General features: G+C 70.2%; 12 protein-coding genes and 1 pseudogene. 10 read left to right on the top strand and 3 right to left on the bottom strand.

Translation table 11 applies throughout. The features are described 5' to 3' along the window. The first annotated feature begins 1 nt into the window (after window position 1). Window positions 2-1,210, top strand: coding sequence for an ABC transporter permease (locus tag EER34_RS13615; RefSeq protein ID WP_127475708.1), 1,209 nt, complete (start codon window positions 2-4; stop codon window positions 1,208-1,210). Here EER34_RS13615 and EER34_RS13610 read toward each other — a convergent pair. Beyond that, window positions 1,201-1,800 (bottom strand): PH domain-containing protein, encoded by a 600-nt coding sequence (locus tag EER34_RS13610; protein WP_127475706.1) that lies wholly within the window; start codon window positions 1,798-1,800, stop codon window positions 1,201-1,203. The genes EER34_RS13615 and EER34_RS13610 overlap by 10 nt on opposite strands. A 53-nt stretch (window positions 1,801-1,853) precedes the next feature. Here EER34_RS13610 and EER34_RS13605 point away from each other — a divergent pair, with 53 nt between their 5' ends. Further along, complete coding sequence (locus tag EER34_RS13605) at window positions 1,854-3,533, top strand: ABC transporter ATP-binding protein (protein ID WP_127475704.1); 1,680 nt, start codon at window positions 1,854-1,856, stop codon at window positions 3,531-3,533. A 119-nt stretch (window positions 3,534-3,652) separates the two neighbouring features. Beyond that, the gene (typA, locus tag EER34_RS13600; RefSeq protein ID WP_127475703.1) at window positions 3,653-5,566 is read left to right on the top strand and encodes a translational GTPase TypA; all 1,914 of its coding nucleotides are present in this window, start codon (window positions 3,653-3,655) and stop codon (window positions 5,564-5,566) included. A 112-nt stretch (window positions 5,567-5,678) separates the two neighbouring features. Here typA and EER34_RS13595 read toward each other — a convergent pair whose 3' ends face one another. Then, window positions 5,679-7,733: a pectate lyase family protein gene (locus EER34_RS13595; protein ID WP_127475701.1), complete on the bottom strand. Its 2,055-nt coding sequence runs from the start codon at window positions 7,731-7,733 to the stop codon at window positions 5,679-5,681. Between the two features lie 148 nt (window positions 7,734-7,881). Here EER34_RS13595 and EER34_RS13590 point away from each other — a divergent pair. The 7 genes and pseudogenes from EER34_RS13590 to ddaH all read left to right on the top strand — a co-directional run bounded on the left by EER34_RS13590 (window position 7,882) and on the right by ddaH (window position 13,187). Next, window positions 7,882-8,725 (top strand): annotated as a pseudogene (locus EER34_RS13590) (AzlC family ABC transporter permease). Then, window positions 8,722-9,036 carry an AzlD domain-containing protein gene (locus EER34_RS13585; protein WP_127475699.1) on the top strand — a complete coding sequence of 105 codons (315 nt, stop codon included), beginning with the start codon at window positions 8,722-8,724 and terminating at the stop codon, window positions 9,034-9,036. The pseudogene EER34_RS13590 and the gene EER34_RS13585 overlap by 4 nt, the downstream one beginning before the upstream one ends. A 35-nt stretch (window positions 9,037-9,071) precedes the next feature. After that, window positions 9,072-9,443: a DUF6113 family protein gene (locus tag EER34_RS13580; RefSeq protein WP_240642369.1), complete on the top strand. Its 372-nt coding sequence runs from the start codon at window positions 9,072-9,074 to the stop codon at window positions 9,441-9,443. A gap of 9 nt (window positions 9,444-9,452) precedes the next feature. After that, on the top strand, window positions 9,453-9,773 hold the full coding sequence (gene fdxA / locus EER34_RS13575; protein WP_127475698.1) for a ferredoxin: 321 nt from the start codon (window positions 9,453-9,455) through the stop codon (window positions 9,771-9,773). A 27-nt stretch (window positions 9,774-9,800) separates the two neighbouring features. Further along, window positions 9,801-10,910, top strand: coding sequence for a succinyldiaminopimelate transaminase (dapC, locus tag EER34_RS13570; RefSeq protein WP_127475696.1), 1,110 nt, complete (start codon window positions 9,801-9,803; stop codon window positions 10,908-10,910). A 185-nt stretch (window positions 10,911-11,095) separates the two neighbouring features. Beyond that, window positions 11,096-12,391, top strand: coding sequence for a citrate synthase (locus tag EER34_RS13565; protein ID WP_127475694.1), 1,296 nt, complete (start codon window positions 11,096-11,098; stop codon window positions 12,389-12,391). Window positions 12,392-12,425: 34 nt separating this feature from the next. Continuing rightward, the gene (ddaH, locus tag EER34_RS13560) at window positions 12,426-13,187 is read left to right on the top strand and encodes a dimethylargininase (RefSeq protein ID WP_127475693.1); all 762 of its coding nucleotides are present in this window, start codon (window positions 12,426-12,428) and stop codon (window positions 13,185-13,187) included. 21 nt (window positions 13,188-13,208) lie between these two features. Here ddaH and dapD read toward each other — a convergent pair whose 3' ends face one another. Further along, entirely contained in the window at window positions 13,209-14,165 is a 957-nt protein-coding gene (gene dapD / locus EER34_RS13555) for a 2,3,4,5-tetrahydropyridine-2,6-dicarboxylate N-succinyltransferase (protein ID WP_127475691.1), read from the bottom strand. Between the last annotated feature and the right edge of the window lie 216 nt (window positions 14,166-14,381).

Below are 14,381 nucleotides of genomic sequence, written 5' to 3'. Positions count from 1 at the left end.
CATGACGACCACCATTCCCACCGACGCGCCGCAGGACCGCGGCAGCGAGCAGTCGATCGAGCAGAAGGCCGTCGCGGGCCTGAGCCAGGGCGCGCTCGTGCGTCGCCGGTTCTTCCGTCACGCCGGCGCCATGGCGGCGCTCATCGTGCTCGTGCTCGTGATCATCCTGGCGTTCACGTCCGTCGGCACCGTCATCGGCGGCACCGGCAAGCTGCAGGCCGGCCCCGACGGCGCGCTCGACATCAACGGCTACCGCATCCCCGGCTGGTGGCCGCTCGACTGGTGGACCAGCTACCCGCTGGTCAACGGGGGGCAGCCGACGCTGACCTGGTTCCCGTTCAGCCTCGGCGAGCACCCGTTCGGGCAGGACACGCTGGGCAAGGACATCTTCGCCCAGGTCATGCGCGGCACTCAGCAGTCGCTCACGGTCATGTTCCTCGTCGGCATCGTGTCGCTCGTCCTCGGCGTCATCTTCGGCGCGCTGTCGGGCTTCTTCCGCGGCTGGGTCGATTCGCTGATCATGCGCTTCACCGACGTGATCATCATCATCCCGATCATCGTCATCGGCTCGATCATCGGAAAGCTCCTGGGCGGCAGCAGCGCGGTCGTCTTCGGAATCTTCCTCGGCATCCTCAGCTGGACCGGTCTCGCGCGCCTCGTGCGCGGCGACTTCCTGGCTCTTCGCGAGCGGGAGTTCGTCGATGCGGCTCGCGTCGCCGGCGCGTCGAACGGGCGAATCATCTTCCGGCACATCCTCCCGAACGCGGTCGGCATCATCATCGTCAACACGACGCTGCTGATGAGCGCGGCCGTGCTGACGGAGGCGGCGCTGAGCTTCATCGGCTTCGGCATCAAGCCGCCGGACGTGTCGCTCGGTCAGATCATCAGCGAGTACCGCGAGGCGTTCCGCACGCGCCCCTGGCTGTTCTGGTGGCCGGGTCTGTTCATCGTGATCCTCGCGCTGTGCATCAACTTCATCGGCGACGGACTGCGCGACGCGTTCGACCCGCGTCAGCAGGGCAAGGTCAGCCGGCGCAAGTCGAACCGCGCGGTCGCCGCGATCCCCTCCGTGCAGGGTGTGCAGATGATCGAGGGCCCGACGTCGAGCGACGACGAGGCCTACATGGACGAGTTCGGCGGCGGGTCGCTGCCGGCATCGCCGGCGGACGAGAAGCGTCGCTGGGGTCGCCGCAAGGACGATCAGTCGTGAGGCGCCGCGAGGCTCAGCACGGCGGCCGCGATGAGCACCGCGGTCACGGCGATCACGGCGACGTTCAGCGTGGACGCCGTGCCTCCGGGCGCGGAGTCGCCGCCGCTGCGACGGTACTGCTCGAGCGTTCGGCGGACGAGCGCCGTGGCGTCGCCGCTGGCGGTGCCCTCGGCATCCGCCGGTCGGCGCGTGTCGCCCTCGCCCGGCGTGCGGGCGACCTCGTCCCGGCGCGTCGTCATCGCCTGGCGGGCGCCGGGTGCGGGCGCGGCCCAGGCTCGGATGCTGCGTCCGCCGGTGGTGTGGACGGTCAGCGCGTAGCGCGAGTCGACGTCGGCCACGTCGCCCCACGGCACCCGATGGGTGCGGAACACGTTGCCGATCTCGATGAAGCCCTCGTGGATGCGCACGTACGGGCGGATGTAAAGGATCCACGCCAGCCACGCGACGAGCACGATGGGCCACGCCCAGACGATCAGGCTCGGAATCCCGTCGCTGACGGCGATGAAGACAAGACCGAGCGCGCAGATCGCGATCGCCACCCAGGCGATGATCTGGCCGCCGCGCGGACGAAAAGTGACCGGTTCGGGCATCTGCCCATCCTGACACGGGAGACGGTTCGATGAGCATGAAAGAGGGTGCCCGCATGCGCGGACACGTCCCGCAGGAGGGCGGCCCGGTGCTGTCCGTCAAGGACCTCGGAGTCGAGTTCTGGGTGGGCGGCGGCTGGGCCGCTGCGGCCAAGCACGTCACCTACGACCTGATGCCCGGAAAGGTCCTCGCGATCGTCGGTGAGTCGGGCTCGGGCAAGAGCACGAGCTCGATGGCGATCATGGGCCTGCTGCCCAAGAACGCCCGCGTGCGGGGGAGCGCCAAGCTCGCCGGCCGCGAGCTCGTCAACGCGCGCGAGGAGGTGCTGCGCCAGGTGCGCGGCGAGGGCATCGCGGCGATCTTCCAGGAGCCGATGACGGCTCTGAACCCGGTCTACACGATCGGCTTCCAGATCTCCGAGACGATCCTCACGCACCGCCCGGGCATGACCCGCAAGCAGGCGAAGGCGCGTGCCATCGAGCTGCTCGGCCTCGTCGAGATGCCCGACCCGACGAAGGCGTACAACTCGTACCCTCACCAGCTGTCGGGCGGTCAGCGCCAGCGCGCGATGATCGCGCAGTCGATCTCTCTCGACCCGCGCGTGCTCATCGCCGACGAGCCGACGACGGCGCTCGACGTCACGGTCCAGGCCGAGATCCTCGACCTGCTGCGCCACCTGCACCAGAAGCTCGACTCGGCGATCATCCTCATCACGCACGACATGGGCGTCGTGGCCGACATGGCCGACGACGTCATGGTGATGAAGGACGGCGACGTCGTGGAGCACAGCACGGCGGCGAAGCTGTTCAGCGCTCCGGAGCACCCGTACACCAAGGCGCTCATGGCCTCGGTGCCTCACCTCGGTCTCGGCACCGCGGTGTCGGAGGTGGACTCGCAGCGCGACAACACCACGGCCGCTCTCCTCCTCGAGAACGTGTCGATCGACTACCCGAAGCGCGGCCGTGTGCCGGCGTTCCGGGCCGTGGGCGAGGCATCCCTCTCGATCCAGCCGGGCGAGGTGCTCGGGCTCGTCGGCGAGTCCGGCTCCGGCAAGACGACCATCGCGCGGGCGATCGTCGGACTCGTGCCGATCGCCGAGGGGCAGCTGCGCGTGGCCGGCCAGGAGATGGTGGGCGTCGACCCGAAGCAGCTGCGCGCGGTGCGCCGCAAGCTCGGCATCGTGTTCCAGGACCCGGGTTCGTCGCTGAACCCGCGCTGGCCGGTCGGCGAGTCGATCGGCGAGCCGCTCGAGCTCGCCGGACGCGACCGCAAGGAGATCTCCCGGCGAGTCACCGAACTTCTCGACATGGTCGAGCTGCCGCGCGACTTCCGCAACCGCTACCCGCACGAGCTCTCGGGCGGCCAGCGTCAGCGCATCGGCATCGCCCGCGCGCTCGCGCTCGACCCGACGGTGCTCGTCGCCGACGAGCCGACGAGCGCGCTCGACGTGTCGGTGCAGGCGCGCGTCCTGGAGCTGCTGCAGCAGATCCAGAAGGAGAAGCAGTTCGCGACGCTGTTCGTGACGCACGACCTCGCGGTCGTCGACCTCCTCGCCGACCGCATCGCGGTCATGCAGCACGGCAAGATCGTCGAGCAGGGCACCAAGGAGCAGATCCTCCGCAACCCGCAGGACCCGTACACGCAGCGACTCATCGCAGCCGTGCCGGTTCCCGACCCGGGCGAGCAGAAGATCCGCCGCGACGCACGCGCCGCGCTCCTCGCTCAGCAGGACTAGAGCACCACCGAAGCGGCCTGAGGGTGCCTCCGCACACCTTCAGGTCGCTTTCGGCTGCCTGCGATAGGCTGGGGATGCCGGCATCCCGGCCCCTCCAACTTTTCGCAAGGATTTCTTTCATGGCGCGCGCCCTCCGTTCAGACCTCCGCAACGTCGCGATCGTTGCCCATGTCGACCACGGCAAGACGACCCTCGTCGACGCCATGCTGCGTCAGACCGGCTCGTTCGGCTCGCACGAGCACATGGAAGAGCGCGCCATGGACTCGAACGACCTGGAGCGTGAGAAGGGCATCACGATCCTCGCCAAGAACACGGCGATCACGTACAAGGGCCTGCACTCCGACGTGCCGGTGACGATCAACGTCATCGACACCCCCGGCCACGCCGACTTCGGCGGCGAGGTCGAGCGCGGCCTGTCGATGGTGGACGGCGTCGTCCTCCTCGTCGACGCGAGCGAGGGCCCGCTGCCCCAGACGCGCTTCGTGCTGCGCAAGGCGCTCGAGGCCAAGCTTCCCGTCATCCTTCTGGTCAACAAGACCGACCGCCCCGACGCGCGCATCGCCGAGGTCGAGGAAGAGGCGCACGACCTGCTCCTCGGACTCGCGTCCGACCTGCACGAGGACGTGCCCGACCTCGACGTCGACGCTCTGCTCGACGTCCCGGTCGTCTACGCGTCCGGCCGTGCCGGCGCCGCGTCGCGCACCCGTCCCGAGAACGGCTCGCTGCCCGACAACGACGACCTCGAGCCGCTGTTCGAGGCCATCCTCGAGCATGTGCCGGCGCCGTCGTACGACGACGAGGCACCGCTGCAGGCATGGGTGACCAACCTCGACTCGAGCCCCTTCCTCGGCCGCCTCGCGCTCCTGCGCGTCTTCAACGGCACGCTGAAGAAGGGCCAGACGGTCGCCTGGGTGCGCGCCGACGGCTCCACCAGCAACGCCCGGATCACCGAGCTCCTCAAGACGCGCGCGCTCGAGCGCTACCCCGCCGAGTCCGCAGGCCCCGGCGACATCGTCGCGATCGCCGGCTTCGAGGACATCACCATCGGCGAGACCATCGCCGACCCCGAGGACGTCCGTCCGCTGCCGCAGATCCACGTCGACGATCCCGCGATCTCGATGACGATCGGCACCAACACCTCGCCGCTCATGGGCAAGGTCAAGGGTCACAAGCTCACCGCCCGCATGGTGAAGGACCGGCTCGACCGCGAGCTCATCGGCAACGTCTCGCTCAAGGTCGTCGACATCGGCCGCCCCGACGCGTGGGAGGTGCAGGGCCGGGGCGAGCTCGCGCTCGCGATCCTCGTCGAGAACATGCGCCGCGAGGGCTTCGAGCTCACCGTCGGCAAGCCCCAGGTCGTCACGCGCAAGGGTGAGGACGGCAAGGTCAAGGAGCCGTTCGAGCACCTGACCATCGACGCCCCGGAGGAGTACCTCGGTGCGATCACGCAGCTCATGGCCGCACGCAAGGGCCGCATGGACAACATGACCAACCACGGCACCGGCTGGGTGCGCATGGAGTTCATCGTCCCCTCGCGCGGTCTCATCGGCTTCCGCACCGAGTTCCTCTCGACCACCCGCGGCACCGGCATCGCCAACGCGATCTCGCACGGCTACGACGACTGGGCCGGTCACATCGTGACGCGTCAGAACGGCTCCATCGTGGCCGACCGCTCCGGTGTGGTGACGCCCTTCGCGATCATCGCACTGCAGGAGCGCATGTCGTTCTTCGTGCAGCCGACGCAGGAGGTCTACGAAGGCATGGTCATCGGCGAGAACTCGCGCGCCGACGACATGGACGTCAACATCACCAAGGAGAAGAAGCTCACCAACATGCGCTCCTCGACCTCGGACTCGTTCGAGTCGATGACGCCGCCGCGTCAGCTGTCGCTCGAGGAGAGCCTCGAGTTCGCCCGCGACGACGAATGCGTCGAGGTGACCCCCGAGATGGTCCGCATCCGCAAGGTCGTGCTGGGAGCGACAGAGCGCGGTCGCGCGGCGTCGCGCATCAAGCGCCAGGACGCCAACGCCTGATCCCTCCGCCGTGGGCGGGTCCGCGACACCGTGAGGTGTGCGGGCCCGCCCTTCGCGTAAGGGATGCCTCGCCCCGCAGCCGATGCGCGGGCGAGGCATCCCGTCTCGGCGCTCAGCCGCGGATCGTGACCGTGAGCGGCTTCGTCGCGGTGGTGCCTGCGGCGTTGCGCAGCTCGGCTGTGAAGACGTGCGCTCCGGGCGTCAGCGGTCCCACGACGGTCGTCGCGTGCTGCGCCGCCGGCGTCCGCGCCTCGAGAGCCTGGCGGTCGATCTCGACGCCGTCCTGGTAGAGGACGTACTCCGTGGCGTTCGTGCCCCACCACAGGTCGGCGCTGATCGTGACGTCGTTCGTCCGCACGCCCGTCGCGCTCAGCACGGCGTTCGCGGGCGCGGCGTCGCGCACGGTGACCGTCAGGGGCACGGAACGGGTGTCGCCGTGCGGGTTGAGTGCGACGAGCTCGTACGCGTACGTGCCGTTCGCCTTCCCCGCGATGTCGAACACCGCGCGCTGGTCGCCGGGCGTCGCCGCCTCGAGCTGCTGCGCTCCGACGAGCGCTCCGTCCTCGTAGAGCTTCACGATCGTCGCGTTCTGCCCCCACCACAGGTTCGCCGTGATGCGGAAGTCGCCGTCCTGGAGCCCGGTGTCGTGTCCGTTGTCGTGCGACAGGCTGAAGCGTCCGGGCGCGGCCGTCGCGCCCGGGGTCCCCGACGCGAGGACGCCCGCACCGGCGCCGGCGCGCACGGCCACCGCGACATCGCGCACGGGGGTGAGCTCGTAGGCGTAGTGGTCCTCGGGCGCCCAGCGCACGTCCGGTGACAGCGGCGCGGCCGCCGTGGCGTTGTACCCGCCGAGCACGTCGACGATCTCACCGTCGACGAGGGTGTCGCGCTCGGACAGCTCGGTGCCGCCCCATCCGGCGATGATCCGGGAGACCGTCGCGGGGTCGGCGAGCTCGACCGCATTCGACTCGGCGACGATGCTGCTCTCGCGACCGGCTCCCCAGAAGTAGCTGAAGAACGGCGACCCCGGGACCGTCTCGTGGAGCGAGGCGTCCGTCTGCTCATAGAGGTTGTTGTAGACATGCACGTCGCCGAAGCGCACGCGGGGCGCGCGCTGACCGATGTCTGTCCACCGGTTGTGGTGCTGCGTCACCCGATGCTGGCCGCGGTCCTGCAGGCGCGAGTCGGACGAGCCGATGATGTCGGTCTTGTCGTGGTGCTGGAACCAGTTCCACGACATCGTCACGAGGTCGGCGCCGTGGGTGACGTCGACGAGCCCGTCGTGCACCTCGAAGGGGCGGCCGTAGACCGTGTCGAGGCTCGCCGGCGGGTGGGCGCCGTCGCCGAACGTGCTGTGGTCGATCCACACGCTCGTGGCGGTCCACACCGAGAGGTTGTCGTACGCGGAGTTCCAGTTGCCGCCGGAGTCGTTCGCATCCCATTGCGGGAAACAGTCGTAGGCGTCGGTCAGGGTGAGGTTGCGCACGATCACGTTCCGCGCGTCGCGGATGCGCAGAGACCCGCCGACGACCCCGGTGTCGTCGCCGACCCCCACGAGGGTCACATTCGACCCGATGTGCTGAAGCGTCAGCTGCGCCTGCAGCCCGGCCGCGGCGACCCGCGCCGTCTCAAGCGGTCCGGACGGGTCGATGCCCGGGCCGAACGCGGCGATGTAGTCGTCCATCGAGAACGGCGCACCGGTCCCGACGACGGCGACCTGGCGGGCGATGTCGTCGCAGGTGACGCGCGTGCCGTCGGGACGCAGCCACGGGTCGAGGGTCGCGGTGACGTACACGATTCGCGGCACCTCGTTGTACCGCGCGTCGTTCTGCGAGCCGCCCGGGCGGCCGGCGAGCGCATCGCGCAGCTCCTGCCACGTGTCGACGACGAAGACGTCGGCGGGCGCTGCGGCGGATCCGCCGGAGACGGGCTCGGCCCGGCGCTCGACGCGTTCCGGGAACGTCGACCCGCTCCACGATGCCCAGCCGTCGCCCGGGGCGATGACCTCGCGTCCGAGATCCGTCGCCGGCCGGGGAGCAGCGGTGGCGGATGCCGCGGCCGCCGGCATCGCCGTCGCGAGGGCGAGTGCGCACGCCAGGGTGCACGCCGTGATCGTCTGCGCGGAGGTTCGGGGCCGGCGCGCGGGCGCGGGCAGCGTCGTTCTCATGGGACTCCTTCGTCCGAGGGCAGAATCTGTGATGAGAACGGGCGCGGGCGCGCCCACAAGCCGAGGAAGCGTTTTCTGCGGGTGCCCTCAGCATCGCAAGGCGTGGCGGAAAGCGCAATCCCTCCGCGATCGCATCGATCACGCGACGATGTGGCGGGGATCGGGCCACGGATGGCGATCCGGACCGGGAGAGGCGTCGGTCGTGCTCGGTAGCATCGAACGGGTGACCCTCGACCCGCACTTCGACGACGCGCACAGCGCCGGAGAAGCGCGTCGTGCGGCCCGCGAAGGTGTCGGCGTGGCGCTGGCGACGAGCGCGTACGGCATCTCCTTCGGCGCCCTGGCCGTGGCATCCGGGCTCGATGTCTGGCAGACCTGCGTGATGAGCCTGCTGATGTTCACCGGGGGCTCGCAGTTTCGCCTTCGTCGGCGTGGTGGGGGCGGGAGGACTGGCCGCCGCACCGGCGGCGATCGCGTCGGCCGCGCTCCTCGGCGTGCGCAACGTGGCCTACGGCATGCGCATGTCGCCGGTCATCGGCGTCGGCTTCTGGCGCCGCGCCGCTGCCGCGCACTTCACCATCGACGAGTCGACCGCGGTGTCGCTCGCCCAGGAGACCCGCCACGCGCGCACCGTCGGGTTCTGGGTGACGGGCATCGGCATCTACGTCGGCTGGAACCTCTCCACCCTGGCCGGCGCCCTCCTCGGCGATGTGCTGGGCGACCCCCGTGCGTATGGACTTGACGCGGCGGCGGCCGCGGCCTTCCTCGCGCTCCTGTGGCCGCGCCTGCGCCGGCGTCAGCCGATCGTCGTCGGGATCGCCGCGGCCGTCGTCGCGACGATCCTCACTCCGGTGCTCATGCCGGGGCTCCCCGTCATCATCGCCGCAGCGGTGGCGATCGTCGTCGGCTGGTTCAACTGGCTGGGCGGCGGCGCCGTCGGCGCCGCAGGCGTCGAACCGCCCGATGTGGCCGAACGGGAGGGGCTGCCGTGACCATGTGGACCGCTCTTCTCCTGGCGTCGATCATCTGCGTGGCGCTCAAGACCGTCGGCTACCTCATGCCGCCGAAGTGGGTCGAGGCCCCGCGGCCGATGCGCATCGCCGACCTCCTCACGGTCGCACTCCTGGCGGCGCTCGTGGCGGTTCAGACACTCGGCGCCGGCCAGGCGATCGTCGTTGACGCGCGGGTGCCCGCCGTACTCGTCGCGGCGGGGCTGCTGCTGCTGCGTGCGCGGTTCCTGGTCGTGGTCGCCGCAGCAGCCCTGACGGCGGCGCTCCTGCGCCTGTGGGGCTGGGCGGTCTAGCCGCCTCCGTCGACCGACGCCGGTAGAGTCGACGGGTGCGCTCCTCCGTCCCCGCCCGCGTGGGCACGTGGCTCATGGCCTTCGTCGTCGGAGGCGTGTACGGGCTCGCGGGCACGATCGCCCACTCTTTCGAGCTCGGCTGGTTCCCGCTGGGGCTGATCCTCGCGATCATCGGGTGCGCCGCGCTCCTCATGGCGGTCCGGCTTCTGACATCCGACCGGTGGGCGGCGCTCGCCACGGGTCTCGGCATGATGACGGCGACGCTCGTCTTCTCGGGCCGCGGCCCCGGCGGATCGGTGATCGTCCCGGAGGGCGCGCTCGGGACGGTCTGGACGCTCGCGCTGCCGATCCTCGTAGCTGTCGTCGTCGCCTGGCCGGACCGCATCCGACCGCTGACGGAGAACTAGACTGACACCGTGACATATGTGATCGCCCTTCCCTGTGTGGATGTCAAGGACCGTGCCTGCATCGACGAGTGCCCGGTCGACTGCATCTACGAAGGCGACCGGTCGCTGTACATCCATCCGGACGAGTGCGTCGACTGCGGCGCCTGCGAGCCCGTCTGCCCGGTCGAGGCGATCTACTACGAAGACGACCTGCCCGACGAGTGGCAGGACTACTACAAGGCCAACGTCGAGTTCTTCGACGACGTGGGCTCGCCCGGCGGCGCGGCCAAGATCGGGGTGATCCACAAGGATCACCCGGTCATCGCCGAGCTTCCGCCGCAGGCGCCGTGAGCCGCCCGCTCGCCGGAGCGCGCTGACATGGGCGTCGCGGATCTCGCCGACTACCCGTGGGATGCCGTCGCCCCCTACGCGGAGCGGGCACGCGCGCACCCCGACGGTCTGGTCGACCTCTCGATCGGCTCGCCGGTGGATGCCACCCCGGCAGTCGTCGCCGAGGCGCTGACGGCCGCGACGGATGCCCACGCGTATCCGCAGACGATGGGGACCCCGTCGCTGCGCGCCGCGATCGCGGCATGGTACTCACGCCGTCGCGGGGTCTCCGGGCTCACGCCCGATCACGTGCTGCCGACGGTCGGCTCGAAGGAGCTCGTGGCGCTCCTGCCGCTGCTGCTCGGTCTGGGGCCCGGCGACGTCGTCGTGCACCCCCGTGCGGCGTATCCCACGTACGAGGTGGGAGCGCGCCTGGTCGGTGCGACGCCGTTCGCGTCCGACGATCCAGGCGAGTGGCCGGCCGCGACCCGCCTGGCCTGGGTGAACTCGCCGGGCAATCCCGACGGACGGGTGCTGGATGTCGCGCACCTGCGCGCGGCGGTCGAGCGGGCGAGGGCGCTCGGTGCGGTGCTCGCATCGGACGAGTGCTATGCCGAGCTGGGCTGGGAAGCGCCCTGGGACGCCGAGCCCATTCCGTCCGCGCTCGACCCCCGGGTCACGGGCGGGTCGGTCGACGGCGTCCTGTCGGTCTACTCGCTCAGCAAGCAGTCGAACCTGGCCGGCTACCGGGCCGCGTTCCTCGCGGGCGACCCGCAGATCGTCGCGCGGCTGCTGACCGCACGCAAGCACCTCGGCCTCATGCTGCCCGCACCGGTGCAGGCGGCCATGGTCGCCGCCCTCGGCGACGACGCGCACGTCGCCGCGCAGAAGGACCTCTACCGTCGACGTCGCGCCGTGCTGAAGCCTGCGGTCGAGACAGCCGGATTCCGGATCGACGGCAGCGAAGGCGGGCTGTACCTGTGGGCGACCGAGGGACAGGACGCCTGGGAGAGCCTCGGCAGGCTCGCCGACCTCGGCATCCTGGCCGGTCCCGGCCATTTCTACGGCACCCGCTTCCCGCAGCACGTGCGCCTGTCGTTGACCGCGACGGATGAGCGCGTCGACACCGCGGCGGCGCGGCTCGTGGCGTCGGCGTGAGGTTTCCTCCATCGGATGCCGCAGGCCTTTGGCTGTGTCAGCAGTAGGCGCGCCAGCGGACTAGGCTGTAGGAGAACGCGGCGGCGCGGCATCCCCGTCCCCGCTGCCGTCCTCGGAAGGCGCCTCCCGTGCGCCCGCGAGGCGGACGACACCCCCGGCACGACCAGAAATCGCGAGGAGGCGCCGTGAGCGACGCGGGCACCCAGCAGGACAAAGCCACCCTCACGATCGGTGACACCACCGCCGAGTTCCCGCTCCTGCGGGGAACGGACGGCGCGCCGAGCGTGGACCTCTCCACGTTCACGCGGCAGACGGGGCACACGGCCCTCGACTACGGCTTCGTCAACACCGCGGCGACCAAGTCGGCGATCACCTACATCGACGGCGACCAGGGCATCCTGCGCTACCGCGGCTACCCGATCGAGCAGCTCGCGAAGAACAGCACCTACCTCGAGGTCGCGTGGCTGCTCATCTACGGCGAGCTGCCGACGGTCGACGAGCTCGGCGAGTTCGATGAGAAGATCCGTCGCCACACGCTGCTGCACGAAGATCTCAAGCGCTTCTTCTCGGCGCTGCCGCACACCGCGCACCCGATGTCGGTGCTCTCGTCGGCGGTCTCCGCGCTGTCGACCTACTACGAGCACCAGTCCGACCCCAACAATCCCGAGCACGTCGAACTGAACACGATCCGCATGCTCGCGAAGCTTCCCGTCATCGCGGCATACGCGCACAAGAAGAGCATCGGCCAGGCCTTCCTCTACCCCGACAACTCGCTCGGGTTCGTCGACAACTTCCTGAAGCTCAACTTCGGCGTGCTGTCCGAGGTCTACGACGTCGACCCCGTCATGTCTCGAGCGCTCGAGCGCCTGCTCATCCTCCACGAGGATCACGAGCAGAACGCCTCGACGTCGACGGTGCGACTTGTCGGCTCCACCGGCGCCAACCAGTTCTCGTCGATCTCGGCCGGCATCAACGCGCTGTACGGCCCGCTCCACGGCGGCGCCAACGAGGCGGTGCTCGATATGCTCGCGCGGATCCGCGACTCCGGCGAGAGTGTTCAGCGCTTCGTCGAGCGGGTGAAGAACAAGGAAGACGGTGTGAAGCTCATGGGCTTCGGGCACCGCGTCTACAAGAACTACGACCCGCGCGCCAAGCTCGTCAAGGAGTCGGCCGACGAGGTGCTGTCGGCGCTCGGCGTGAGCGATCCGCTTCTCGACCTCGCGAAGGAGCTCGAGGAGATCGCGCTCAACGACGCGTACTTCCAGGACCGTCGGCTGTACCCGAACGTCGACTTCTACACCGGCGTGATCTACAAGGCGATGGGCTTCCCGACGCGCATGTTCACGGTGCTGTTCGCGATCGGCCGGCTGCCGGGCTGGCTGGCGCAGTGGCGCGAGGCCGCGAGCGACCCGCAGACCAAGATCGGCCGCCCGCAGCAGCTGTACATCGGCGCCGGCGAGCGCAGCTACCCCGGCGCCTGACCGGGACGGCCGGCTTCCGTGGCAGGCTGGGCGGATGCCGCGCCTCCTCGTCCGTCGTCCTTCGCCGCGCCTCGCTGACGGCGAGCTCACCCACCTCGACCGTGTGACGGTGGATCCCGTGCTCGCCCGTGCGCAGTGGGACGCCTACGTCGACGTGTTCCGCGAGCGCGGCTGGCAGATCATCGAGGTGGATCCGGCCGACGATCAGCCCGACGGCGTGTTCGTCGAGGACGCCGTGGTGGTCTTCGACGATCTCGCGGTTCTGTGCCGTGCCGGAGCCGAGTCCCGACGGGGCGAGGCCCCCTCGGTCGCGGCGGCGGTCGCGGCATCCGGTCTCGAGACGGTCGCCATCGAGGAGCCCGGCACGCTCGACGGCGGCGATGTGCTGAAGGTCGGACGCACGGTCTACGTCGGAGCGTCGTCGCGCACGAATGCGGTCGGGATCGCGCAGCTGCGCTCGCTCCTGGAGCCGCGGGAGTGGACCGTCGTCGATCTCCCCGTGACCAAGGTCCTGCACCTCAAGTCGGGCGTGACCGCGCTTCCCGACGGCACGGTGGTCGGATTCGAGGAGCTCGTCGACGACCCGGAGTCGTTCGATCGCTTTCTCGGGATCCCCGAGGAGCACGGCACCGCCGTCGTGGTGCTCGGCGCAGACGCGGTGCTGATGTCGGCCGACGCGCCCGAGACCGAGGCGGTGTACCGCGGGCGCGGGCTCGAGGTGGTGACCGCCGACGTGAGCGAGTTCGAGAAGCTCGAGGGCTGCGTCACATGCCTCTCGGTGCGGATCCGCGACTGAGTGCGCCGACCCCGCCGCCGGTCAGGCGTGCAGGGCCTCGTTGAGGGTGACTCCCACGCCCGCGCGGCGGGTCGCCTCGATCGCGCCGGTCACCGAGTTGCGGCGGAACAGGATGCCGTCGACTCCCGAGAGCTCGGAGCCCTTCACGGTCACGCGCGATCCGTCGGCCCGCGGAGGCTCGTCGGCAAGGACGATCTTCGAGCCCGCCGTCACGTACAGCCCGGCCTCGACCACGCAGTCGTCGCCGAGCGAGATGCCGATCCCGGCGTTCGCGCCGAGCAGCGTGCGCGCGCCGACCGCGACCTTGTGCGTGCCGCCACCCGACAGGGTGCCCATGATGGATGCGCCGCCGCCGATGTCGCTGCCGTCGCCGACTACGACACCCTGCGAGATCCGGCCCTCCACCATGCTCTGACCGAGGGTGCCGGCGTTGAAGTTCACGAATCCCTCGTGCATGACGGTGGTGCCGGGGGAGAGGTACGCGCCCAGGCGCACGCGCGAGGCGTCGGCGATCCGCACCCCGGGCGGCGTGACGTAGTCGAGCAGACGCGGGAACTTGTCGAGCGCTTGGAGCTGGATGCCCTCGCGTGCGAGGAACGGGCGAAGACGGGTCAAGGTGTCGGGATGCATCGGCCCCGCGTTGGTCCAGGCCACGTTCGGCAGGTGCCCGAAGATCCCCTCGAGGTTGACCTCGTTCGGGGCGAGCAGGCGATGCGACAGCGCGTGCAGACGCAGGTACGCGTCGGGGGTCGAGGTCGGCGCGACGTCGACGTCGATCTCGATCGTGACCACGTCGACGGTCACCGCCCGGCGGGCATCCGGCACCGCGAGGCGGTCGAGCGCGTCCGGCGGATTGGCGGGATCGAACCCGAGCGGGATGCGTCCTGCCTCGGGGGAGGGGAACCACGTGTCCAGCACGGTGCCGTCTTCTGCCGTCGTCGCGAGGCCGACGCCCCACACCCATCGCTCATCGCTCATGCCTCCACGGTAGCGCCGCAGAGGGGCGCGTCGTGGCGATGTTGCATCGCACGACCGAGACCACGACGAGAGGATGCCGCACACCTGGAATGCCGCGCGATCAGGTGTTCTCGGCGTCGGCTTGGGGGTGCGCGTGGGTGCGACACGCCCGGGCGGCGGCGCGGATTCGACGAGCGGGCGGGTGCCGGGTAATGTTCTTGTTGTTGCCCCACAGGG

This window comes from Microbacterium sulfonylureivorans, assembly GCF_003999995.1.
Classification (GTDB): Bacteria; Actinomycetota; Actinomycetes; order Actinomycetales; family Microbacteriaceae; genus Microbacterium; species Microbacterium sulfonylureivorans.
The sequence above is the reverse complement of the archived record's forward strand: the minus strand, read 5'-3'. Positions and strand labels throughout refer to the sequence as shown.